We start from the raw sequence: 23996 nt of genomic DNA, 5'->3' as shown, positions 1-23996 counted from the left end.
CCGCTGCCTTACTCCAGGCAGCGGCGTTTTGTTTTTTCGGCATCTTTACGGCGTACTCCCCCAACTCCTTTGCCCGCATGGATTTCGCCAAGGATATCGTTCTGGAAAACCACCGCGTCCTGCTGCGCCCGCTGCAAACGGCCGACTTCGAGGCCCTGCGCCCCGTGGCGGCTACACCGGAGCTGTGGGCCTACACCCTCACCCGCGCCGACGACCCAATCAGCCTGGCCGCGTATCTGACCGAGGCCGTGCGGGGCCGGGAGCAGCAGCGCCGCTACCCGTTTCTTATCGTGGACAAGCAGACCGGCCGTGCAGCCGGCAGCACCAGCTACTACAACCTGGATGAGGCTGACGCCCGGCTGAGCATTGGCTACACCTGGGTGGGGCAGGAGTTTCAGCGCACGGGCCTCAACCGCGCCGCCAAACACCTACTGCTGCACTATGCCTTCGAGGTGCTGGGCTGTGAGCGGGTGGAGCTGGAAACCGACTCGCGCAACCATAAGTCGCAGAACGCCATGCGCCGCATGGGGGCCACCGAGGAAGGGACGCTGCGCAGCCACCGCCGCACCCAAGGCGGCATCCGCCGAGACACGGTCATCTTCAGCATCATCCGGCCCGAGTGGGAGCAGCTGCGCCGGACGGTATTCGGCGCCTTCGACGCGGTGGCCCGTGGCTAGCCCGGAGCGGCCGCCGCGGCGGTTTCCGGCGGTGCTGCGGCGCCGGGCCGCTAGCTTCGGCTATGCGCTGCGGGGTGTGGCGGCGGCGCTGCGCACGGAGGTGCATCTGCAGTTTCATGCGGCCGCCACCGTAGCGGTGCTGGGGCTGGGCTGGTATCTGGAGCTGGCGCGCTGGGAATGGGCGCTGGTGGTACTGGCCGTGGGGCTGGTCTGGAGCCTGGAGCTGTTGAATACCGCCGTGGAGGCCGTTGTGAACCTGGTGTCGCCGGAGTACCACCCGCTGGCCGGCCGAGCCAAGGACGTGGCCGCCGGCGCCGTGCTGGCCGGAGCCATAGCCGCCGCAGCAGTGGGCGCGCTAGTATTTGGCCCGCGCTTGTGGGCGTTATTGTGATAGGGTGATGGAATGATAATGGAGTGACAAACCATGAACGTCATGCAGAGGCGCAGCCGAAGCATCTCGCGTGGGCCTCACCCCCCGGCCCCCTCTCCTTCAGAGAGGGAGAGACAGACGACTTTTCTCAGACGGCCGTGTTTTCTTGAATTAGCCCGCGGGCGAGATTCCTCGCTCTGCTCGGAATGACGTTCTTTCTTTACCTGTCACCTGTCACCTGTCACCTGTCACCTGTCACCTGTCACCTGTCACCTCATCACCAACCTCAGCGCCGGATAGGCGTACGTACAGACCAACGGTTGGCTTATCGGCTGCCGTCTGTACTTTTGCGCCCTCTTTTCCCGTTGCCATGCGCTCCTTTCTACTATTGCCGGCCACTGCGCTGGGTGTACTGCTCTGCAGCTTCGGCTGCCAGAAAAACGTGAGTGTCACGACGCCAACCGACACACCGGCCAACGGCACCACGGGCATCACCTCCACGCCGGCCCCGGCCGCCCGCAACACCACCACGCCCGTGCCCGATGCTCCCGTAGCGCAGTTCGACACCACCGCCCGCCCGGGCTGGCTGAAGGCCCGCATTGAGGCGCATCTGGCCGAGGAGAAGCAGAACCCGCCCATTCAGGTGTTCCGGTACCGCTACAAAGGTGCCGTGGTGTACTACGAAACCAGCCCCTGCTGCGACCAGTACACCAACCTCTACGACCAGAAAGGCAAGCTACTGTGCCACCCCGACGGCGGCCTCACGGGCCGCGGCGACGGCAACTGCTCTGATTTCAACAAAAATAAAACCGAAGAAAAGCTGGTTTGGCAGGACCCCAGATAGGGGCCAGCGGCCTGCGGGCGGCAAGACCATCGGGCGTGGTATAACGCCTGAGTTTGCCGGCGGCAGCCCTGGCGCTTCTTCCACCAGCACAGCACACGTATGATTAATACCATTGACAAACTGGGGGCCTACAACGTGTGGGCCAACGAAACCCTGCTCCGCCACCTCGACGGCCTCGTAGCCAACGGCGCTACCATCCCGGCCAACGTGCTGCGGCTGTTCAGCCACGTGCTCAACGCCCAGTCTATCTGGATTGGCCGCCTCACGGGCACGCCCAGCCCCGTGAAAGTATGGCAGGAGCACGACTTGGCCGGCCTGCACCACTGGCACGAGCAGTCGACGGCCCGCTTCTACGGCCTGGCCGCCGCCGCCGACGAAACCGAGTTGCACCGCCTCATCAGCTACACCAACTCGGTAGGGGAGAGCTTCACCAGCCAAGTGTCCGACATCTTCACGCACCTGCCCATTCACGGCAACTACCACCGCGGCCAGGTGGCCATCAAGCTGCGCGAGCAGGGCCTGGAGCCCATCAACACCGACTACATCACCTACTGCCGCGAGCTGTCGGCGAAGGCGCAGGCCGCCGACGTGCCCAGCCTGTAAGCAAAATCCCGGTTTGCGGGTTATACCGAAGCCTTTTCAGGATTTCCTGGAAAGGCTTCGGCTTTTTTTGGCCACAACCGGGTACCGCCGCCGCCGCGCCGCCTGCGTATGTAGTGCTGCTAACCTTGTTTCCTGCATGACCACCGAACCCACCACCCAGCCCGTTCTCACGCCCGAGCGCCTCGCCTCGGCCTACACCTACGCCCGCTACCGCCAGCTCATCGACGAGCTGCAGGCCGACGGCAAAACCACCGGCCCCCAGCAAAGCCCGGAGCTGACCGAGTACACCCACCTCAACGTGCAGCGCATGCAGCGCCTCGACAAAACCACCCGCGTGCTGCCCGAGCTGGCGGCCGCCGTGCAGGCCCTGCCGCAGCGCTACGAGTGGCTGATTATCACGGAAGGCTGGTGCGGCGACGCGGCCCAGATCGTGCCCGTGCTGGAAGCCGTGGCCCAGGCTTCAGGCGGCAACATCCGCACCCACTACCTGCTGCGCGACGAAAACCCCGACCTCATGGACCGCTACCTCACCAACGGCGCCCGCTCCATCCCGCAGCTGGTAGTGCTCCACGCCGAGACGCTCACCGAGGCCGCCCACTGGGGCCCGCGCCCCGTGCCCGCCCAAGCGCTGCTACTCGACCTGAAAGCCCAGGGCGCCACCCACGAGGAATACGCCGAGAAAATTCACGGCTGGTACGCCAAAGACAAGACCCAAACCACCCAGCACGAGCTGCTGGCCCTGGTGCAAAAGCTGCGCTAGAACGCCCACCGGCCAATAAAAAGCGCCCCGTAGCTGTTGCTGCGGGGCGCTTTTGCGTGTGTGCGGTTACGAGGGTTAGCCGCCGGTTTTGGCCGTGTCGGGCTTGGTGGGCTCCGGGTCGGCGGGTTTGGGGTCGGCGGGGGCCGGCGTGGGGTCGGGGGCCGGGGTGGCGGGCTTGGCCGGTTGGGCTTTGGGCTTGCCGAACAGCGAGTTGAGGCCTTTGGTGGCCTGCTCCTTCAACTTGGCCTGGGCTTCAAGGCGGCGCTTTTCAATTTCCAGCTGGGCCTTGTTCTGCAGCTCCAGCTGCTTGCGCTGCAACTCGCGCTGCAGGCTGTCCTGCGCCACTTTGGCTTTGGCCTGCAGCTGCACCTTGGCGTCGTCGACCTTGGCCTGCACGATGTTGCTGACGATGTCCTTGGCCTGCGCCTTCACGCTGCCGGTGGTCAGCTTCACCTGCGGGTTGCTCACGGTGCCCCCGATGCTGAGGCCCAGCGTCACGCGCTCCGTGCCCTTGATGTCGGAGACGCCGGTGAGGCGCGTGAGCTGGCCGCTGAGCTGGCTGCCGAGCTTGCCGGTGGGCACGTTCAGGGCCGTCACGTACTCCAGCCCGCCGCTGCTGATGTTGTTGGAGCCGCCCACGGTCATTTTTACCTGGCCCACAGTCAGGTCAAACGGCTTCACGATGAAGTTGCCGTTGAGGATTTCGGCGGCCACATCCTTGTTGTTCACCGCAAAGCTTTTCAGCTCCTGAAACTGCGTGAGGCTGCTGATTTTATTGAGTACCGGCGAGCCGCTCACGGCCGCCCGCACCACCTCAAACAGGCCCTTGCCGGTGAGCGTGCTGTAGTTAGGCATCATGTCGGGGCCCATTTCGCCGCTCACGCTGAAGTTGGTGGAGAAGATGCCTTCCAGGTTGTCGGCCAGCGGCACCAGCGTCTTGATGGAGTTGAAGGCCGCAAAGGCGTTCTGGAAGTTCAGGTTCTTGATGTTCAGCCCGAAGTTGAACTTGGGGTGCGCCAGGTTCTTGCTGCTATACGAGCCGGTGGTGGCAAACGCGCCGCCCAGCGTGTTAAACGTCAGGCCGTTGAGCGTTGCTGTCTGGTCTCGCACGCCCACCGTGCCCTTCACGTTGTCGAGCTTGAGGTTGTCGTAAATCACCTGGCCCACAGTGGTGTTCAAGGTCAGGTCGAACTCCTTCGGAATCTGTAGCACGCCGTCGGCCTTGGTGGCGGCGGTGGGGGCTTTGGTGGCGGCCGTGGCGCCCTTGCTCGGCGCCGCCGTCACCTCGTCTACCATCCACTCGTTCACATTGAAGCGGCTGGAGTTCACCGTCAGGTTGCCACGCAGCGGCTGGCCGGGCACAAACAGGTAGCCCATGTAGTTGCTGATGGTGCCCGAGGCCGCCACGTCCGACGAGCCCACGAAGCCGGCCATGTTCTGCAGCACAATCTTGTCGTTATTGAAGGTGGCCGTGGCGCGGGTTACGCGCATGCCTTGCGGCAGGTCGGCGCTTTTGTAGGTGATGTTCTGCGCCTGCACCGTGCCCGAGGCTACCACCGTCTGGTAGCGCCCGGCCTCGATGTCGGCCATGTTGCCTTTGGCGGCCACGTTGCCGTTCAGGCGGCCCGTCACGGTCATGCCGTCCAGCGGGAATATTTTCGTGATTTTGGTGAGGTCCACGGTGCCTTTCACGTCGGCATCGAAGCGCAGCTTGTCTACGCCCTGGGTGCTCACGCGGCCGGCCAGCGGCTCGCCGTCCAGCAGCATCCGGAAGTTGCTGATGTCCACGCGCGTGTCGTTGAGCTGGCCCGTGGGGTTGGTCACCACGCCCGTAACCGTCAGATTCTCAATCGGGGCCGGAAACTGCTTGCTCTTCACGTAGCCGTTGGTCAGGTTCATCTTGGCCTGCACCACCGGCATCTGGGTGCTGGAGTACGTGCCTTTGGCGGTGCCATCCACGAACAGCTTGCCGCGCAGCAGCAAGTCCTGCACCGGGTACACCTTCATCATTTCGGCCAGGTCCACGTTGGCTTTCACGCGGCCGTCCACCTTCATCGGCTCCAGCCCGTCGATGGCCACGTTGCCATCAATCGGGTTCTGGCCCAGGTCGAGGTGAAACTGCTTCACGTTGACTTTCATGTTGTTGGTAAAGCCCGACGGGTTGTCCACCACCATGTCCACGTTGATGTTCTTGGCCGCCTGCGGTAGCTGCGGATACTTGAACATACCGTTCTTCACCTGCAGGTTCACGCCGTAGCCGGGCATCCGTACGTCGTTTTGCACGCCCTTGAAGTAGCCATTAAACGCCACCTGCCCGCTGGCTTCCACGTCTTTGAACTGCGCCGTGTACACGCCCGGCACCAGACTCAGAATGTTCTTGAAGTCGGTTTCCAGCGCCTTGAATGTCAGGTCGTAGGTGATGTCCGTGTCATTCGGCAGCCCGATGGTGCCGGCAAACTGGGCCGGGAAATCATTGAGTTGCACCTTGTTGTCTTTGAACGTGAACAGCATCTTCTCCAGGTCCATGGCCAGGGTCACGTCGCCGGTCAGCTTTTTGCGCGTCACGTACTCAGTGCCGTCGTAGGTCATCGAAAACTCCCGCGCCTCAGTCTGGCTGACCAAATCGAAGACGTTCTGCTCGAAGTCGCCGGAGCCGGTGTGGTTGAGGCCGCGCAGCTCCATGTTGAAGGGAATCGTGCGGTCCTCGTAGCGCAGGTGCCCGTCGGTCACTTCCCATTTGCTGATGGCCAGGTTGAGCGAAGTCGTATCCTGGCCCTGGGCCGCGGCGGCCGAGTCGGACAGCATCACGTCCCAGTTGGCGCGGCCGCTTTTCAGCACCTTCGCGCTGATGTCGGGCCGGTCGAGCACGATGCTCTTTATTTTGATTTGCTCGCCCCGGATGACGCTCATCAGATCCAGCCCCACCCGCAACGACGGCAGATAGGCTAGCGTGTCGCGCGCAAACGAGTCCTGCCCAATCACGCGCAGCTCATCGATGCCCAGTGCCAGATCCGGGAAGGTGCTGAATAGGGTCAGGCTGACGTTTTCGGGCTGGTACTGCACCTCGGCGTCCACCCGTTGGGCTAGCTGCTTGTCGAGCGCCTGCTTGATTTTGTCTTTGAACAGCAGCGGCGTCAGGGCCACGCCGGCCACCAGCACCACCACGAAAATCAGTAAGCCAATCCAGAATTTACGCATAGGAGAGAGGAGTTAGGGCTTAGGAAACCGGGCTTAGGGCATAGGGCTTAGGAAGGACAAACGTCCTACTTTCCAAGCCCTATGTACTAAGCCTAAAGCGTAGCAAAAGTAGCAGCCTTGGCCCGGCAACGGCCGCGGGCTGGTCGCCAAAATGCCCGCGTTGGTCGATTAATGCCCGCCGGATACTGCTAATGAGGCCGGAAAGTGGCAATTTAGTTTCCGCAAAGCCACATTGTTGTGTACGATACCAAGCCAGGCCGGCGTTTAACCTCTTGATGACAGGGCTATTCCGACGCAAAATCAGGGGCCGTTCCGGCCGCTTCCGCCGGCCGCTGCTGGCGGCAGTAGTCGCCGTAGTGGCGCTGCCCGCCGCCGCGCAGGACCTGTACTTTGCCCAGCCTTACGCCAACCGCCTGCACCAGAACCCCGCTTTCGCCGGCCTTCTCGACGATGCCAGCGTCACGCTCAGCTACCGCAACCAGTTCCCCACGCTGGCCGGCACCTTCACCACCAGCCAGCTCGCCGCCGACTACCGCCTCAAGGACCAGCATAACTCCATCGGCCTGCTGCTCAACCACGACCGGACCGGCGGCCTGGGCTACACCCGCTTCGAGGTAGGCGGCCTCTACGCCTACCAGACCCGCCTCAACAAAGCGCTGTCGTTTAGTGGCGGCCTGCGCGCCAGCTACGGCAACCAGCGCATCAGCTACGGCAACCTCGTCTTCGGCGACCAGCTTTCGGAAGACGGCACCACGACGCCCACCACCGCCGAGCCGCTCGATTTCAACCCCGTCAGCTACCTGAGCGTGGGCACGGGCGTGCTGCTCTACTCCCAGAACTTCTGGGTGTCGGTGGCCGGCCACCATCTCAACCAGCCCGACCTCGGTTTCCGCACCCAGGGCACGCTGCCCATCCGCTACGAGGTCAGCACCGGTTACAAGCACTACTTCCTGCAGCGCACCACGCGCCAGCAAACCCGCGAAATAAGTGTCACGCCCACCGCGCATTACGTGCGGCAGGGCGGCTCCGAGCGGGCCGAAGCCGGATTGTACGCAACCGTGACGCCGCTTACGCTGGGCGCCGTCTACCGCGGCATTCCGCTGCCCGGCGCCCCACGCCCGCAGCAGATTCTGACGGCCATTGCGGGCGTCAGCGTGGGCAGCTTCCGGGTTGGATATGCTTACGACGTGGCGCTGAGCAGCTTGAGTGCCGATCTGGGCGGCGCGCATGAAATAACTCTGACCCTGCGGGCGTTTGATTCGCTGGACGCCGCCTGGCGCCGCCTCAAACGTCGAAATTCCCCGGCGCCTCCTTGGCCATCGTTCTGAATTGTTGTATTATTGCAGCAACTTGCCTTGCCTAAAACGTTTTCTAACAGGTAGTTTCAACTCAATCATGAATTTTTCCAAGTACCTGCGTTTTGCGGTCGTAGGAGCCTGCGCTTTGGCTTCCTGCAAAAGCGGTCCGCCGACTGCTACTAAACCCGGTAAGTATAGCTCCACTACGGGCATCGATTATAACACCGAGGAAGGGATGAAAGTGGCAGACTACGCCGGCATTCCCGAAGGCCCGGGCCTTATCTTTATTGAAGGCGGCCGTACCGTACTCGGCTCGCAGGAAGAGGACGTGACGATGACCCACGACAACGTGGAGCGCACCGTAACCATCGCCTCGTTCTACATGGACGAAGCCGAAGTAGCCAACATCCACTGGCTGGAATACCTGCACTTTATCCGCAAAGACTCCTCTGAGGAATTCTACCAGTCGGCCCTGCCCGACACCACCGTGTGGGCCCGTGAGCTGTCGTTCAACGACCCGTACGTAGACTACTACCTGCGTTACCCCGGCTTCCGCTTCTTCCCCGTGGTGGGCGTAAGCTGGCTGCAGGCCAACGACTATTGCACCTGGCGTACGTCGAAGGTGAATGAAACGCTGGCCGGCAACTCGGAAGAGAGCAGCGGCGGCGGTGGCCTGTTCAAGCGTAAGAAGAAAGGCGACGCGGCCGAAGGCACCGATTCGGAAGGCAAGCCCAAGATTTCCATCGAAAACGGCAACACGCTGCCCAACTACCGCCTGCCCACCGAGGCAGAGTGGGAGTACGCCGCGCAGGCACTGGTTGGTACGCAGGAAACCGGCAACGAAAACCAGGAAAACAAGCGCATTTACCCATGGGATGGCCGCCAGGTGCGGAACTCCTACGGTGGCAAGATGGGCCAGTTCCTCGCCAACTTCAAGCGTGGCCGCGGTGACTACGCCGGTATTGCCGGTTCGCTCAACGACGGCGCCATGATTACAGAGTACATATACGCCTACCCACCGAACGACTACGGCCTGTACAATATGTCGGGCAACGTGAACGAGTGGGTGCAGGACATCTACCGCCCGCTCTCGTTTGAGGACGTGGAAGATCTGAACCCCTTCCGCCGCAACGGCTTCCTCGACCCTTCGGAGAAGTACGATAAGAAAGGCTACCAGTCGCTGATCGACGACCACGTACGCGTGTACAAAGGTGGTTCGTGGCGCGATGTGGCCTACTGGCTGTCGCCCGGCACGCGCCGCTTTATGGCTGAGGACTCGGCTACGGCCACCATCGGCTTCCGCTGCGCCATGATCAACGCCGGCTCGAACAAGTAAGAACTGCTGATTTGCGCTGATTGACTTGATTGCGCTGATTTTTACTTAGCCACAAAAGAAGAGAGCCGCTTCAGATGAAGCGGCTCTCTTCTTTTTTAGGATCTTACGGCAAGTCGTCTGCCTTGCAGAAATCAGCGCAAATCAGCGATCCGCGCAGGCAATGGTGGCGATGCTGACCTCGGTGGCGCCGGCGGCCAGCAGCGCGGCGGCGCAGGCTTCGAGGGTGGCGCCGGTGGTCAGCACGTCGTCTACTACCAGTACGTGTTTGCCCTGAATGGCTATTACATCGGCTACTTCAAATACTTCGGCGACGTTTTGCCAGCGCTGCACGCGGTTTTTGCGGGTCTGGGAGTCGGTGTGGGCGGTGCGGCGCAGGGCGGCGGCGTGCCAGGGCATGTGCAGGGCTTCAGCGAGGCCCTCGGCAAAAGGGGCGGACTGGTTGAAGCCACGCTTGGCCAGCTTACGCGGGTGCAGCGGCACGGGTACGATGAGGTCGAAGGTGAAGCCAGCCGCGGCCAAGTCGTGGCCGTACCAGCGGCCCAGGGCCAGGCCGACGTCGCGCTGGCCCTGGTACTTGAGCTGGTGGAGCAGGTGCTGCACCCGGCCGCGGCGCAGGAAGCGCAGGTAGCTCAGGGCGTGGCGTACGGGCAGCTTGCCCCAGAAGCGGCGGGCCAGCGGATTATCGGCCGGGGGCAGCAGGTGGTAGTCGGTGTAGGGGAGCTGGGCGCGGCAGCTGGTGCAGAGGTGGTCTTCGCCGCGGGCCAGCGGCTCCTGGCAGCCCAGGCACACGCGCGGGAAAATCAGGCCCCAGAAATCGGCGAGGATAGTAGCGGCGGTGGCGCGCATCGTAGATAGTCCTAACAGGTAGCGAATAAGCCCGGCGGCATCCGCTGGCGAACTTCTGCCTAATTTCGCGGTTAGAACGGGCCGGATTGAAAGTAGCAATTCGCGGCCATAGTTGCCGTAGTATTGTGAAGCTCTTGCTTCGTGTATCGTTGCTTTGGCACGAATACTTTCGGATAGCTCGTTCGGCCACACGCGAAGCAAAAGCTTCGCGCTACAACTCACTCATTACCTCATCACCCATATGTCGCAAGTCACTGAATTCAACGAGTACCGCCAGCGCATGAACGAGAAGATCATGGCGGCCGACAACAAGGTCATCAAGCGCTTCTTCAACCTCGATACCAACACCTACCAGGCCGGCGCCGTGGACGTGAAAACCAAGGAGATGCTGGGCTTGGCCTGCTCCATGGTGCTACGCTGCGACGACTGCATCAAGTACCACCTCGGCAAGTGCTTCGAGGAAAAGCTCACCGACGAGGAAATCTATGAGGTGTTTGCCATTGCCAACCTCATCGGCGGCAGCATCGTGATTCCGCACTTCCGCCGGGCCGTGGAGTACTGGGAAATTCTGAAAACGGAGGCCGTGGAAGCTGCGCCCGAACACCACCACGAGGCATGAGCCTCATGCACCCCGACGAAACCGAAACCCAGTTTGAAGAACGCTGGTACGGTTTCATGAACGAGATGCGCGAGCGGTTCGGCAAAAAGCCCGACCTGAACGCGCTGCTCCTCTTAATAGGTGTACAGGAGTTGGGCCAGGGCGCCGGGCCGTTCACCAAGGAACAGAAGCAGGACCTGATGCACATTGCCACCTGCCGCCTGTTCAGCCTCTCCGGCTATTACGAGTTGGAGCAGGTAGACGAGGAAGGCTGGCCGCATTTCCGGCTGGTGAAGCCCGTGCCGTTTGCCAGCCTCAAGGAGCAGGAGCGGATGCTGAAGTGGCACATCCTAGAGTATTTCGCCGAAATGGAAGGATAAATGGCTGGATTGCTGAATGGTTATACAGTCAACCGCTCAGCAATCCAGCCATTCACCAATTCAAACCATGCAAATCATCAGCTACAACGTCAATGGCCTGCGTTCGGCTCTGAGCAAGGGGCTGCTGGACTGGGTGAGGGAAGCGCAGCCCGACGTGCTATGCGTACAGGAAATAAAGGCGGGGCGCGAGCCGCTGGACGTGTCGGGGTTTGCGGCGCTGGGCTATGAGGCGTATCTGCATCCGGCCCAAAAGCCCGGCTACAGCGGCGTGGCCACGTTCACGAAGCAGACGCCCACGGCCGTGGTGGTGGGCTGCGGCACCGACCTCTACGACGCCGAAGGCCGCGTGCTGCGGCTGGATTTCGATGAGGTATCGGTGCTGAACGTGTACATGCCGTCGGGTACGAGCGGGCCGGAGCGGCAGGCGTTTAAGGTGGAGTGGCTGCACTTCTTCCGCACGTACGTGCGGCAGCTGCGCGCCGAAGGCCGCCAGCTTGTCATTGGTGGCGACTTCAACTGCTGCCAGACCGCCATCGACCTGCACAACCCCAAGGCCAACCAGAACAGCCCCGGCTACACGCCCGAGGAGCGCCAGTGGTTCAAGGATTTTCTGGCCGACGGCTACACCGATTCGTTCCGGCACCAGCACGGCGATGCGACGGGCCACTACTCCTGGTGGAGCTACCGCACCGGCTCCCGGGCCCGCAATGTCGGCTGGCGCCTCGACCATCTGCTGGTTGATGCGGAGCTGCTGCCCCGCCTCACCGGCGCCGGCCTGCTCCCGGACGCCGTCCATTCCGACCATTGCCCGGTGTGGGTGGAGGTGAACGGTTAAGTGGCTGAATTGCTAAATGGTCGAATGGTTGGTTTTTGTGCTGGTCACTTAGCCATTTAGCAATTCAACCATTCAACTATTTAACCATTCAAAATCATCTCCGCTACTTCGCGTCCGGAGGCCATGGCGGCGTTCAGCGAGGGGTACGACGTGACGTCGCCACAGCGGTAGAGAGTAGGGCTGATGCGCTGGGGCTGCTGCACGGGCTGGCCGGCCGGGTACACGGGCAGAGCGTAAGGCAGGTCGTAGGTGCGCAGGTGCTCCCACTGGCTCACTTCCTCACCAAACCATAGCATCAGCTCGGCGCGTAGCGTGGTGGTGAGGGTGGTTTCGGGCAGGCCATGCTCGCCGTGGGTGCTCACCGACACCAGCGTGCGGCCCGCCGGCGCATAAGCCGAGGCCACATCCGACGGAAAGCAGACGTTGTGCGCCAGCTGCCCAGGCACGGCGTTGAGGCGCAGCAGCTTGTCGTGGCGGCCCGGCGAGGCGGGCGCCGAGAAGTAGGTGCAGGTGGTACGGCGCCAAGCGGTGGCCGGGGCCTGGGGCAGTGCCGGCAGCAACTCCGACGCGGTGTTGCCTTCGGTGGCCACTACCACAGCGGCGGCCTGCAGCGTTTCGCCGCCGCGCAGGTGCACGGTGGTGCCCTCCAGGGCGATGGCCGGCGAGTGGAGGCGCACGGTGCCGGCGGGCAGGCGGGCAGCCAGCTGCTCCGGAATCTGCTGCATGCCCAGCGCCGGCACCACGGCGTCGCCTTCCACAAACTGCTTGAACACAAACTCAAAGAAGTTGCTGGCCGTGGTCAGGCCCCGATCCAGGAACACGCCCCCAAAAAACGGCCGGAAGAAGTTGTCGATGATTTGCTCGCTCCAGCCGTAGCGGCGCAGAAACGTCAGGGTGTCGGTGGAGGGGCGGTTCAGCAGGTCTTCGTTGCTGTGGCTGGTCACGTGGCGGGCCAGGCTGGCAATGCGCAGCTTGTCGAAGAGCGTACCGATGGGCGATACCACGGCCGGCAGGGCCGCCACCGGCTGCCGCAACGGGTTGCGCAGGGTGGTTTCCTGGCCCGAGGCAAGCCGGATGACCGCGCCCGAGCGAAACGCTTTCAGATCGAGGGCACCGTAGTCGAGCAGGCGTTGCACCTCGGGATATTTGGTCAGCAGCACTTGGAAGCCGCGGTCGAGGCGAAAACCTTCGGGCGTAACATCGGTGCGGACGCGGCCGCCCACGGCCTCGGCGGCTTCCAGCACCACCACGGCGCGGCCGGCACGGTGCAGGTAGTTGGCACAGGTCAGGCCGGCCATGCCAGCCCCGATGATAACGATGGGCGCGGAGTCAGGAAGAGAAGCAGTCATATCAGCCCCAAACTCCAAAAACGCCCCGAAGGTTGGGGCCGTGCGGCCTGAAAACCCGGCCGTGGCGGCCAGGCCAGCAGTGCGGCTATTGGCACACCTTACTGAGCGTGTACACTTCGCCCTGGCTATAGGCGTCCCAGTCGGCAATTTCCAGGCGCGACTCGTCCTGGTAGGTTTCCAGCGTGTCGACTACAACGCCGCTGCTGAAGTAGCCTTTCCGAAAAATCTCCCGCACTACCACGGCGTCGTTGGCGAGGCGGCGCAGCACCCAGCGGCCATCCGGGGCGCCCTGTAGCACCGCGCCCGACAGGTTCAAGCCCAGCTCGTTGCGGTACCAGGTGCCGTTGCCGTCTTTAACGAGCTGGGTGCCGGTTTCGTCCCAGAACTGCTGGATGAGGGGCGCGCGGCCGTCGCGGAAGCTCAGGATTTGGCGGGGGCGGCCCGTGGGGTACCAGTAGGCCCAGTCGCCGACTTCCCGGCCCTGCAGGTAGCGGCCGCGCGTGGCCAGCTCGCCGTTGGGGTGATAAATCTCGAACAGGCCCTCTTTGCGCCCGGCCCGGTAGGCGCCCTGCACCAGCAGCACATTGTTTGTCAGGCGGTAGTCGCGCACGAAGCCCTGGAAGCGGCCGGCGCTGTCGAGGCGCACGTGGCGGCGGATGGTGGCGCAGCCGGGCGGCGTCAGCACGTACTCGTCGGAGTAGTAGAACACTACGCTGTCTTTGCCTACCACCCGGTAGCAGTCGTTGAGCTTGGCTTTGGGCAGGGCGGCCGTCTGGGCCCGGGCCGGCCCGAGGCTGAAACAGAACAGTAGCAGCAGGGAGTAACAGTAGCGGTTCAAGAGTAGTCGGGGTAAGAATAAGCCGGAACGATAAAGCTGGTACGCGGCCGGCAAAGTGCTGGTTGGAGCTGCCGCCCGCGTGGAGCAGTTGCCCGCAATTTTTATGCTGCTTTATCAACTCACGCCCACCGGTTCCCGCAACGTGCCCGGGCCCAGCCTAAAACAGCTTGCGGCGCTTGGGAATCTTGCGGGTTTTCATGGTCCAGAACTCGGCCACGCCAGGGCGCTGGAGCGTGAAGCGCCACACGCCCATGGGCTCGCCCAGCGCGTAGCCGGTGGCCCGGTCCTGCGGAAACTGCTTGCGGATGAGGGCGTAATCGGCGGCGCTAAGGTCCTGGCCTACTGTGCCGTGGCAGCGCAGACATAGGGCATCGTTGGCGATGATGGGGCGCTGGTAGAAGAACGTCTCTGCGTTGGAGCGGGCCACCTGGCGGGCGGTGTCGGGCTGCAGGTCGGAGGCGGTGAGGGCCGTAAGGGCGGCGGGGTTGCGGGGCTTGCTGCTCAGGCGCCGGGGACTGGCTTGCAGGGTTTTGGCCACCGAGTCGACGCCGGGAAAGGTTTCGGGGCGGCAGTAGGGCAGGGCGGTAGCCACACCGCCCTCGGCGAGCTTTTCGCGCAACACGCGCAGCAGCTCACGGTCGGCGTGGCGGGTGAGCGAGTCGCCGGCCCAGCGGGTGGCGCGGAGCAGGTCTTCGGGCATGATGCGCTTCACCACCCAGTTTTCGGCCTCGGCCCCGATGCGCTTGCTTTCACGCAGGTGCTCAATCTGGTCGGGACGGCAGGCGGCGGCCAGCAGCAGCAAAGCGGCCCCGGCGGCACGAAGGAAATGGCGCATCATGAAAATAAGAAGATGGAGTCGGCAAGATAAACAGGCCACGCCGCTGTTCGTTTCCAGGATAAGCGGTGCGCAGCATTCCCAGGGGCTTCAGCGCAGCAAAAACTCCTGCAGCGCCTCATAGCGCGGCTCCAGCAGAATGCTTTGCTTGGGCTTCGACAGCAAGCCCTGCACCGAATCCGGCACCGGCACGGCCGCCCCAATCACTGGCTCCACCACTTCCGGGAACTTGATGGGGTGGGCCGTTTCCAGGAAGAAGCCGCGGGCGTCTGGGTGTTCGGCCAGATGGTTTTCCAGCGCCAGTAGGGCCACGGCGCCGTGCGGGTCGGGCAGGTAGCTGGTGTGCTGGTAGGTGCGCCGGATGGTCGCCTGAGTGTCGGCATCGGTGATGGTGGCGCCGCTGACCAGCGCGCTCAGGGCCGCATGCTGCTGCCCGAACAGCTCCAGAATGCGCCCGAAGTTGCTGGGGTTGCCTACGTCCATGGCGTTGGAAAGCGTGGCCACGGCCGGCCGGGCCGCAAATGCGCCAGTGCGCAGGTAGTCGGCCACGGCGTCGTTGGCATTGCAGGCGGCTATGAAGTGGCCGATGGGCAGCCCCGAGGCGTGGGCCAGCAGCCCGGCGCACAGGTTGCCGAAGTTACCGCTGGGCACGGCTACCACCGGCGGCGCGGCGTGCGTCCACTGCTGCAGCGCAAACAGGTAGTAGAACTGCTGCGGCAGCCAGCGCGCCACGTTGATGGAATTAGCGGAGGTCAACTGCCGGCGCTGCGTCACCGTGGCATCCAGAAACGCCTGCTTCACCAGCTGCTGGCAGTCGTCGAAGTTGCCGCGCACCTCCAGGGCCGTGATGTTCTGGCCGAGCGTGGTGAGCTGCTTTTCCTGCAGCGGGCTCACTTTGCCCGACGGATACAGAATCACCACTTCCACGCCCGGCACGCCCAGAAACCCGTCGGCCACGGCCCCGCCGGTGTCGCCGGAGGTGGCCACCAGTACCGTGATGGGCGCCGCCTGCCGCCGCGAAAAGTAGCCCAAGCAGCGGCTCATAAACCGCGCGCCCACATCCTTGAAGGCCAGCGTGGGCCCGTGAAACAGCTCCAGCGCCGAAATTCGGTCGGAAACCGGCACTAGCGGAAACTCAAAGTCCACGGTTTCGGCACAGATTCGGCGCAGCTCGTCTTCCGGGATGCAGGCGCCCACGTAGGGCCGGATGACTTCGTAGGCGACTTCGGCGCGGGGCAGGGCTGGCAGCCGGGTCAGGAATTCGGCGGAGAAGCGCGGAATCTGCTCCGGGAAGTACAGGCCGCCGTCGGGCGCCTGCCCGGCAATGGTGGCTTCCCGGAAATCAACGGTAGGCGACTGGTGATTGAGGCTGTAGTAGCGCATAGTAAACAACGGATATCAAACGGCAAACCGCACGCCCACCGGGCTGAGGCTCGTGACGTGAATGTGAAAATCCACCCCCAGCGGCTGGTACACGCCGCGCATGGCCTGGGCTACGGCCTGGGCCGTGGCTTCGTCGCGGCTGAGCATGAACACCGAGGGGCCGGAGCCGGAAATGCCGCCGCCCAGCGCCCCGGCCGCCAGGCTGGCCGCCTTCACGGCCGCAAAGCCCGGAATCAGAATGCTGCGCACGGGCTCCACGATGACGTCTTCCAGAGAGCGGCCAATCAGGTCGTAGTCGGATTGCAGCAGGCCGGCCACCAGCCCGGCTACGTTGCCCCACTGCCGGATGGCGTCTTTCAGCGGCACCTGCTGGCGCAGAATCCGGCGGGCGTCGGCGGTGCGCACCTCAATCTGCGGGTGCACCACCGTCACGTGCAGGGGCGGCGCCTGCAGCGGTACGATGTCGAGCGGGTCGGCGGAGCGGATGAGGGTGAAGCCGCCGTAGATGGCCGGCGCGATGTTGTCGGCGTGGCGGGCGCCGCTGGCCACTTCCTCCCCGAACATGGCAAACTGCACCAGCTCTTCCGGGCTGAACCGGTCGTTGAGCAGGCGGTTAGCAGCCACCACCGCCCCCGCCGCGCTGGCCGCGCTGCTCCCGATGCCGCTGCCCGGCTTGATGCCTTTTTTGATGCGCATCTCGAAGCCCAGCGGCTCGCCGGTGGCCCGGAGCAGCGCCAGCAGCGCCGCCCCGGCCACGTTGTGGGCAGGCTCTGTGGGCAGGTCGTAGTCGTCTTCGTTGAGAATGACTACGCCCGGCTCCGGCGTGCGGCGCAGGTGCATGGTGTCGAAGGGTGCGGCCAGCGCGAAGCCCAGCACATCAAACCCGCACACCACATTGGCCACGGTAGCCGGCGAGTAAACGGTAACGGAATCGGTCATGATTTAGAGAGCTATAAGCTGCAAGCTACAAGCGGCAAGTCAGGAGCTACGCCGCCCGCCCCCAGGACGAAGACTTGTAGCTTGTGGCTTACGGCTTGCAGCTAAGTTTCTACACCCGGGCGGCGCGCACGATGTCGGCAAACACGCCGGAGGCCGTTACGTCGGCGCCAGCTCCTGCCCCCTTCACTACCAGCGGTTGACGGGGGTAGCGGTTGGTGAAGAACAGCACAGCGTTGTCCTTGCCCTGCAGGTCGTAGAAGTCGTGGCCGGGGGCCACGGCCTGCAGGCCCACACCGGCTTGGCCGTCGGCGTAGCGGGCCACAAACTTGAGGCGCTTGCCCTCGGCCGCCGCGGCGTCATACAGCGCCCGGAAGTGTGGTTCGTGCACGGCCAGCTGCTCATAAAACGCCTCCACGTCGCCCTGCAGGCAGGATTCGGGCAGAAACGACTCGTTGCGGATGTCGGCCATTTCCATTTCCCGGCCGGCCTCGCGGGCCAGAATCAGGATTTTGCGGGCCACGTCGGAGCCGTTGAGGTCGAGGCGCGGGTCGGGCTCGGTGTAGCCTTCGGTTTGGGCCTGGCGGACCACCTCGGCAAAGGGCCGGCTGCCGTCATAGTGGTTGAACACGAAGTTGAGCGTGCCCGACAGCACGGCTTCCATCCGCCGCACCTCGTCGCCGCTGCGCAGCAGGTCGTTCAGCGTCCCGATGACGGGCAGGCCCGCGCCCACGTTGGTTTCAAACAGGAACCCCGCGCTGAACTCCCGTGCCAGCGCCTTCAGCCGGGCGTAGCTGGCGTACTCCGCCGATGCAGCTACCTTGTTGCAGGCCACCACGGCAATGCTTTTTTCCAGCAGCTGCCCGTAGATGTTGGCCACGTCGGCGTTGGCCGTCACGTCCACGAACACGGTGTTGCGCAAGTTGCGGGCCTGCAGCTCGCGCACCAGCTCGGGCAAACGTAGCGGCTGGCCCTGCTCCAGCGCCTCGGGCCAATGCGCCAGGTCGAGGCCGTTGTCGTCGAGCACGAAGCGGCGGCTGTTGGCCAGCCCCACCACGCGCAGGTTCAGGCGCAGCTTCTCGCGCAGCCAGGGCTGCTGCCGGGCCAGCTGCTCCAGCAGCTTGCCGCCCACGTTGCCCACGCCCGCCACAAACACGTTCACTTGCTTCACCGACTCCTCAAAGAAGTCCTCGTGCAGCACGTTGATGGCCTTGCGTACGTCGTGGGCCCGAATCACGACGGAGATGTTGCGCTCCGACGAGCCCTGCGCAATGGCCCGGATGTTGACGCCGTTGTTGCCGAGTGCCCCAAACATGCGTCCGCTGATGCCCGAGTGGTTGCGCATCTGCTCGCCCACCAGCGCCACAATGGCCAAGTCGGTTTCCAGGCGCAGCGGCTCCACGCGGCCGGCCGCTATTTCGGGCCCGAACTCCTCGTCTACGGCTACCTGGGCGTGGGGCGCGTCGGCGGCGCGCACGGCCACGCAGATGGAGTGCTCCGAGGAGCTTTGGGTGATAAGAATGACGTTGATCCGCTCCTGCGCCAGCACCCCGAACAGCCGCCGCGAAAAGCCCGGAATGCCCACCATGCCGCTGCCCTCCAGGCTCAGCAAAGCCAGCCCGCTGATGCTGCTCAGGCCCCGCACCACCTCGTGGTTGGCGGGTGGGCGCACTTCCACCAGCGTGCCGGCATCGTCGGGCGCGAAGGTGTTTTTGATCCAGAGCGGAATGCCCTGGCTCATGACCGGCTGAATGGTAGGCGGATACAGCACCTTGGCCCCGAAGTGCGACAGTTCCATGGCCTCCTGGTAGGAGATGCGCGGAATGGGCCGCGCCGCCGATACCAGCCGCGGGTCGGCCGTCATCATGCCGCTCACGTCGGTCCAGATTTCCAGGCGCTCGGCGGCCAGCGCGCCCGCAAACAGGGCCGCCGTGTAGTCGGAGCCGCCGCGGCCCAGGGTGGTGGTGGCCCCGTGCGCGTCGCTGCCGATGAAGCCGGGCACCACATAGAGCGCCGCCGGCTGCTCGGCCACAAACTCCCGGATCTGCAGGTTGGTGAAGGCAACGTCCACGGCCGCAAAGCCGTGCTGCGAGTTGGTCCGGATCAGCTGGCGGCTGTCGTACCACAGGTGCGGCGTGCCGTGGCTGCGCAGCGCCGCCGCCAGCAGCCCCGAGGCCAGCAGTTCGCCGTAGCTCATCAGCCGGTCAAGGGTGCGGTCAGACAGCTCGCCCAGCGCGAAGACGCCGTCGCAGAGGTTTTCCAGTTCGTTGCAGGAGCTTTTCACGAAGCTCAGCACTTCGCTTTGCTCGGGCACCGGCAGCAGGCCGCGCACCGCCTCCAGGTGGCGCAGCTCCAGCTGGCGCAAGTGGGCGCGGTAGTCCTGATGGCCGGCGGCGGCGGCGCGGCCGGCCTCAATCAGCAGATCCGTAGTGCCACCCAGCGCCGACACCACGACGATAGTGGGCTGCTGCCGGGCAGCGGCCTCGGCCAGCCGCGCCACGCGCTGAAGATTGGCGGCCGTAGCCACCGACGTACCACCGAATTTGAGGACCTGCATGAGCGTAGAGATTAAACAGAGATAGAAGACAGGAAACGCGGGGCGGGCAGGAGGGAGGCTGGAGCGGAAGGGCACTACACGGAGAAGCCCGTCGGGCCGGAGCTTCCGGGGTGGGAAGCGGCCGGCGACGGGCTGCGAAAACTCTGGGGAAAGGGAAAAGGAGGTTCGGCAGCCCGCGTCAGCGGGTTGTGGTAGCCGTACCGGTGGTTGTCAGCGGAGCGCCGGCAGCCGGGGTGTGCAGAAGTAAGCTTAGCGCAATGAGTGGAAGCATAGCAGGCAGGAGAACGGGCTCAAAGTAGAAAAACTTTTCAGGATGCACGCAGGGGCTCCGGCTTTTTTTTGCGCCGCTGCCGGGTACTGCCGCCGGCCGCCGGCCCCGGCCCGGCCAATCCGGAACCGGGCGCCAACCTACACGTGTTTGTTTTCAGTACCTTTGCAGCTGCAAATACAATTCCCCGAAGGCAAGATGCTAGATAAACTGGAGGCCATCCAACAGCGCTTCAACGACGTGAGCGAGCTGCTAACCCAGCCTGACGCCATGAGCGACATGAAACGCTTTAAGTCCTTGAACAAAGAATACAAGGACCTGGGCAAGATCGTGACCGAGTACAAGGCCTACCAGAACGTGCTGGCCAACATCGACGGCGCCAAGGAGGTCATCTCGACTGAAAAGGACGAGGACTTCCGCCAGATGGCGAAGGACGAGCTGGAAACGCTCTACCCCGAGCAGGAGCGCCTCGAAGGCGTCATCAAAGACCTGCTGCTCCCGCGCGACCCCAACGACAGCAAGGACGTCATCATGGAAATCCGGGCCGGGGCCGGCGGCGACGAAGCGGCCATCTTTGCCGGCGACCTGCAACGCATGTACATGCGCTACGCCGAAAAGAACGGCCTCAAGATGGACCTCATCGATGCCACCGAAGGTACTTCGGGCGGCTACAAGGAAATTATCCTGGCCGTGAAGGGCGAGGACGTGTACGGCAAGCTCAAGTTTGAGAGCGGCGTGCACCGTGTGCAGCGCGTGCCGGCCACCGAAACCCAGGGCCGCATCCACACCTCGGTGGCCTCCATTGTGGTGATGCCGGAAGCCGAGGAGCTGGACGTACAGATTGACATGAACGACGTGCGCAAGGACCTGTTTATGTCCAGCGGGCCCGGCGGGCAGTCGGTAAACACCACCTACTCGGCCGTGCGCCTCACCCACTTGCCCACCGGCCTGGTGGCCCAGTGCCAGGACCAGAAGTCGCAGCTCAAGAACTTCGATAAGGCCCTGCAGGTACTTCGCTCGCGCCTCTATGAAATCGAGCTGGCCAAGAAAAACGAAGCCGAAGGCGCTGCCCGCAAAAACATGATTGGCGGCGGCGACCGGTCCGATAAAATCCGCACCTACAATTACCCCCAGGGCCGCGTAACCGACCACCGCATCGGGTTCACGGTGTACAACCTGGCCAGCGTGATGGACGGCAACATCGACGACTTCGTGGAGCAACTGCGCCTGGCCGAAAGCGCCGAGCGCCTGAAGGAAGGCGTGTCGTAATAAGAGCGAAATCCGCTCGTTAGCCCTATTGGCGAGTGAGAACGTCATGCAGAGGCGGAGCCGAAGCATCTCGCTAGTGTGGTACTTGCTATAGCAACATCAGCACGCGAGATGCCTCGGCTCCGCCTCTGCATGACGTTCTGTTTTATTTTCTTTCTATGCGCTTTCTCCTGCCCCTGCTTCTGATCTGCTGTGCGCTGCTGGCCTTGCTGCCGGGCTGCGAGCCGAAGGAAGACCTGCTCACCACCGACAACAGCGCCAAGCTGGAGTTTTCGGCCGATACCGTGCTCTTCGATACGGTATTCACGCAGGTGGGCACCGTGAGCAAGCGCCTGTGGGTGTACAACCGCAACAGCCGGGCCGTGAAAATCGACCAGATTCGGCTGGCCGACACCAACCCCGGCACCTACTCGCTCATCATCAACGGCGACGAGCGCCAAGCCGCCGCCGGCCTCGAAATCCGGGGCAAAGACAGTTTGCTGGTGCTGGTGAAGGCCCGCCTCGGCGCCACCTCGGCCCTGAAGCCGTTTTTGCTTACTGAACAATTGCTGTTCACGACCAACGGCAACGAGCAGGACGTGAAGCTGGTGGCCTACGGGCAGAACGCCTACTTCCACGTGCTGGAGCGCCTGCCCTGCGACGCCGTGTGGCGCAACGACAAGCCCCACGTCATCTACGGCGCGGCCCTCGTCGATTCGCTTTGCACGCTGCGCATTCAGCCCGGCACCCGCATCTACTCACACGGCGGAGCGGCGCTGGTGGTGCGCGGCACGCTGCTCATCAACGAAAACGCCAACCCCACCACCGAGCTCAAAGACGACGACCGCAGCACCATCGTGCGCTTCCAGGGCGACCGGCTGGAGGCGGCCTACAACGACGTGCCGGGCCAGTGGGCCGGCATCCAGTTTGATGCCAGCAGCAGCCGCAACAACGTGGTGAACTTCGTGGACATCAAGAACGCCTCGTTTGGCTTTCTGGTGTTCAACCCCCGCAACCGGCCCCACCCCAAAGTGACGGTGCGCAACACCAGCATCCGCAACATATCGGGCGCGGGCCTCACGTTTGCCAGCGGCGGCCAGAGCTTTGATGGGGGCGGGGTGCTGAGCTTCTCCGGCGACTTTGACCTTACCAACTGCCTGTTTACCAACTGCGGCGAGTACGCCGTTGCGGGCGTGGGCGGCGGCATCTACAACCTCAACTACTGCACCGTCGCCAACTACACGCCACTGTTCAGCCGGCGCGAAACGGCCTCCCTGTCGTTCACCAATACCCCGCCCGACGACAAGCGGCCGCTGGTGAGCCCTATCACCATCGGGGTCAGCATCAACAACTCCATTGTGTGGGGCTCGATTGCGGAAGAGCTGTTTTTTGAAAACAGCGACCGGTACCGCAGCAGCCTCAGCATCCGCAACAGCCTGCTGCGCACCCGCGCGTATGCCGCCGCCGCCGATGCGGCCGACAAGCCGGGCCTTGGCAATCCCGCCCTCAACAACCTGCTCAACGTCAACCCGAAGTTCAAACGCTCGCCCGAAAACGCCGCCGACAAGTACGACTACCGCCTCGATACCCTGTCGCCGGCCAGCAACAAGGCCCGCTTCGATGCGCTGGTGCCGCGCGACTTGGTGAACAAGGCCCGCAACACCTCCACGCCCGACCTGGGCGCCTACGAGCGGGTGAATCCGTAGCGCTATGATCTACTTCCAGAAGCGGCTGCGGCTGCCGGCCGTGCGCCGGGGCTTTCATCTGATTACCGATCTGCTGGTGGCGGAATTGCCCGAGCTGGAGCAGCTGCGGATGGGCACGGCGCACTTCTTCATTCAGCATACCTCGGCCAGCCTGAGCATCAATGAAAACGCCGACCCCACCGTGCGCCACGATTTCGAGGCCTACTTCAACCAGGCCGTACCCGAAAACGCGCCCTACTTCCGCCACACCCTGGAAGGCCCCGACGACATGCCCGCGCACCTGAAAGCGGCTATGCTGGGCCACGCCGTGAGTGTGCCCATCAGCAACGGCGAGCTGGCGCTGGGCACCTGGCAGGGCATTTATCTGGGTGAGCACCGCAACCAGGGCGGCCGCCGCTGGGTGGTGGCTACCCTGATGGGAAGTGAGTAAAGCGCAGGCCCGGATTGCGGAGAATTATCGGCCGTAAGCAAGCCGCCGGCAGCGCTTTTGCGTATGACAGTCAAATCGTTCCTCTGTCTGCGCCATGTTGTCCGCTATGTTGCTGTCCACTTCCAAAGGCGTTTCTGCCGCGCTGCTGTACGCTGCGCTGGGCCTGTTTGGCTGTGGTTCCGATGACAACGGCCAAGCTGCTACCCGCCCGGAGCCGAAGCCCACACGCCGCCAGGCACCGCGCCCCCGTACGCAACCCGCCGTGGCTCCTAAAGCCGTGTGCACCCTCACCAACGACAGCCTGGCCGGCCAGCCTTTCGGGCCCGAGCCTACCGTGCAGGAGCTGCTGAGCGTGGGCGCTACCATCAAAACCCGCAAGCCCTTCGCCAACCTGCACGAAGCCGGCCAGATGGACACCATCCTGACGCTGCAGCACCAGGGCAACGAGTTTGAGTTCTACCGGACTCCAGACAAGGATCTGCTCCGGCAGGCCATCATTACCAACTTTCGGCCCGATTACGGCCGCCGCCTGCGGGCCACGCTCAACGAGTCGGCGCGGCAAAACGGCGGGACGTGTCTGCAGCTGCGCCTCCGCGACACCGAGCGGGCCAATAACGTCTCGGCAACCTTCACGGCCGGCCAGCCCAGCATAGCCCGCGTGCAGCCCTACTTCGACTGAAACCAATTAGCCTAATACAGCA

The 23996-nt window shown here is 63.7% G+C and carries 22 protein-coding genes; 14 read left to right on the top strand and 8 right to left on the bottom strand.

Annotated features, from left to right (window positions below):
- Positions 1 to 77: 77 nt before the first annotated feature.
- From O9Z63_RS16850 to O9Z63_RS16830, 5 genes are all read left to right on the top strand, one after another.
- Positions 78 to 677, top strand: coding sequence for a GNAT family N-acetyltransferase (locus O9Z63_RS16850; RefSeq protein WP_270126523.1), 600 nt, complete (start codon positions 78 to 80; stop codon positions 675 to 677).
- Positions 670 to 1068 (top strand): diacylglycerol kinase family protein, encoded by a 399-nt coding sequence (locus tag O9Z63_RS16845; protein ID WP_270126521.1) that lies wholly within the window; start codon positions 670 to 672, stop codon positions 1066 to 1068. The genes O9Z63_RS16850 and O9Z63_RS16845 overlap by 8 nt, the downstream gene beginning before the upstream one ends.
- Positions 1069 to 1417: 349 nt before the next feature.
- A complete protein-coding gene (locus tag O9Z63_RS16840) occupies positions 1418 to 1891 on the top strand; it encodes a DUF6970 domain-containing protein (RefSeq protein ID WP_270126519.1) in 474 nt (157 codons plus the stop codon).
- 99 nt (positions 1892 to 1990) lie between these two features.
- Positions 1991 to 2494, top strand: coding sequence for a DinB family protein (locus O9Z63_RS16835; protein WP_270126518.1), 504 nt, complete (start codon positions 1991 to 1993; stop codon positions 2492 to 2494).
- Between the two features lie 136 nt (positions 2495 to 2630).
- On the top strand, positions 2631 to 3254 hold the full coding sequence (locus tag O9Z63_RS16830) for a thioredoxin family protein (RefSeq protein ID WP_270126517.1): 624 nt from the start codon (positions 2631 to 2633) through the stop codon (positions 3252 to 3254).
- 75 nt (positions 3255 to 3329) lie between these two features.
- Here O9Z63_RS16830 and O9Z63_RS16825 read toward each other — a convergent pair whose 3' ends face one another.
- Entirely contained in the window at positions 3330 to 6452 is a 3123-nt protein-coding gene (locus O9Z63_RS16825) for an AsmA family protein (protein ID WP_270126515.1), read from the bottom strand.
- A gap of 275 nt (positions 6453 to 6727) precedes the next feature.
- Between O9Z63_RS16825 and O9Z63_RS16820 the strand changes: the two genes are divergently transcribed.
- Together O9Z63_RS16820 and gldJ are read left to right on the top strand one after the other, a co-directional pair.
- The gene (locus O9Z63_RS16820; RefSeq protein ID WP_270126514.1) at positions 6728 to 7780 is read left to right on the top strand and encodes a PorP/SprF family type IX secretion system membrane protein; all 1053 of its coding nucleotides are present in this window, start codon (positions 6728 to 6730) and stop codon (positions 7778 to 7780) included.
- Positions 7781 to 7847: 67 nt separating this feature from the next.
- Positions 7848 to 9086: a gliding motility lipoprotein GldJ gene (gldJ, locus tag O9Z63_RS16815; RefSeq protein WP_270126513.1), complete on the top strand. Its 1239-nt coding sequence runs from the start codon at positions 7848 to 7850 to the stop codon at positions 9084 to 9086.
- 141 nt (positions 9087 to 9227) lie between these two features.
- On the opposite strand, the gene O9Z63_RS16810 is transcribed toward gldJ, so the two are convergent.
- Positions 9228 to 9932, bottom strand: a complete 705-nt coding sequence (locus tag O9Z63_RS16810; protein ID WP_270126511.1) for a ComF family protein — start codon at positions 9930 to 9932, stop codon at positions 9228 to 9230.
- A 241-nt stretch (positions 9933 to 10173) separates the two neighbouring features.
- Here O9Z63_RS16810 and O9Z63_RS16805 point away from each other — a divergent pair, with 241 nt between their 5' ends.
- From O9Z63_RS16805 to O9Z63_RS16795, 3 genes are all read left to right on the top strand, one after another.
- The gene (locus O9Z63_RS16805) at positions 10174 to 10551 is read left to right on the top strand and encodes a carboxymuconolactone decarboxylase family protein (protein ID WP_044018485.1); all 378 of its coding nucleotides are present in this window, start codon (positions 10174 to 10176) and stop codon (positions 10549 to 10551) included.
- Positions 10548 to 10910, top strand: coding sequence for a hypothetical protein (locus O9Z63_RS16800; protein WP_408613549.1), 363 nt, complete (start codon positions 10548 to 10550; stop codon positions 10908 to 10910). Before O9Z63_RS16805 ends, O9Z63_RS16800 begins: the two co-directional genes overlap by 4 nt.
- A 67-nt stretch (positions 10911 to 10977) precedes the next feature.
- A complete protein-coding gene (locus tag O9Z63_RS16795; RefSeq protein ID WP_270126509.1) occupies positions 10978 to 11745 on the top strand; it encodes an exodeoxyribonuclease III in 768 nt (255 codons plus the stop codon).
- 80 nt (positions 11746 to 11825) lie between these two features.
- Here the strand turns inward: O9Z63_RS16795 and O9Z63_RS16790 are convergent, their stop codons facing one another.
- The 6 genes from O9Z63_RS16790 to thrA all read right to left on the bottom strand — a co-directional run bounded on the left by O9Z63_RS16790 (position 11826) and on the right by thrA (position 19643).
- Positions 11826 to 13094: a protoporphyrinogen/coproporphyrinogen oxidase gene (locus O9Z63_RS16790; protein ID WP_270126507.1), complete on the bottom strand. Its 1269-nt coding sequence runs from the start codon at positions 13092 to 13094 to the stop codon at positions 11826 to 11828.
- An 85-nt stretch (positions 13095 to 13179) separates the two neighbouring features.
- Complete coding sequence (locus tag O9Z63_RS16785; protein ID WP_270126505.1) at positions 13180 to 13932, bottom strand: toxin-antitoxin system YwqK family antitoxin; 753 nt, start codon at positions 13930 to 13932, stop codon at positions 13180 to 13182.
- Positions 13933 to 14089: 157 nt separating this feature from the next.
- Positions 14090 to 14770 (bottom strand): c-type heme family protein, encoded by a 681-nt coding sequence (locus O9Z63_RS16780; RefSeq protein WP_270126504.1) that lies wholly within the window; start codon positions 14768 to 14770, stop codon positions 14090 to 14092.
- An 87-nt stretch (positions 14771 to 14857) separates the two neighbouring features.
- Complete coding sequence (thrC, locus tag O9Z63_RS16775; protein ID WP_270126502.1) at positions 14858 to 16150, bottom strand: threonine synthase; 1293 nt, start codon at positions 16148 to 16150, stop codon at positions 14858 to 14860.
- Between the two features lie 15 nt (positions 16151 to 16165).
- Complete coding sequence (locus O9Z63_RS16770; RefSeq protein WP_270126500.1) at positions 16166 to 17089, bottom strand: homoserine kinase; 924 nt, start codon at positions 17087 to 17089, stop codon at positions 16166 to 16168.
- 109 nt (positions 17090 to 17198) lie between these two features.
- Positions 17199 to 19643 carry a bifunctional aspartate kinase/homoserine dehydrogenase I gene (gene thrA / locus O9Z63_RS16765; protein WP_270126498.1) on the bottom strand — a complete coding sequence of 815 codons (2445 nt, stop codon included), beginning with the start codon at positions 19641 to 19643 and terminating at the stop codon, positions 17199 to 17201.
- 466 nt (positions 19644 to 20109) lie between these two features.
- Between thrA and prfA the strand changes: the two genes are divergently transcribed.
- The 4 genes from prfA (at position 20110) to O9Z63_RS16745 (ending at position 23974) form a co-directional block, all read left to right on the top strand.
- Entirely contained in the window at positions 20110 to 21180 is a 1071-nt protein-coding gene (gene prfA, locus O9Z63_RS16760) for a peptide chain release factor 1 (RefSeq protein WP_044018490.1), read from the top strand.
- A 158-nt stretch (positions 21181 to 21338) separates the two neighbouring features.
- Complete coding sequence (locus O9Z63_RS16755) at positions 21339 to 22865, top strand: hypothetical protein (RefSeq protein ID WP_270126495.1); 1527 nt, start codon at positions 21339 to 21341, stop codon at positions 22863 to 22865.
- Between the two features lie 4 nt (positions 22866 to 22869).
- A complete protein-coding gene (locus O9Z63_RS16750; RefSeq protein WP_270126494.1) occupies positions 22870 to 23295 on the top strand; it encodes a secondary thiamine-phosphate synthase enzyme YjbQ in 426 nt (141 codons plus the stop codon).
- A gap of 106 nt (positions 23296 to 23401) precedes the next feature.
- Positions 23402 to 23974 carry a hypothetical protein gene (locus O9Z63_RS16745; RefSeq protein ID WP_270126493.1) on the top strand — a complete coding sequence of 191 codons (573 nt, stop codon included), beginning with the start codon at positions 23402 to 23404 and terminating at the stop codon, positions 23972 to 23974.
- The last annotated feature ends 22 nt before the right edge of the window (positions 23975 to 23996 follow it).

Source organism: Hymenobacter yonginensis (genome assembly GCF_027625995.1).
Taxonomy (GTDB): Bacteria; Bacteroidota; Bacteroidia; order Cytophagales; family Hymenobacteraceae; genus Hymenobacter; species Hymenobacter yonginensis.
Note: the sequence above shows the minus strand (reverse complement) of the source record. Positions and strands in the feature narration are given on the sequence as shown.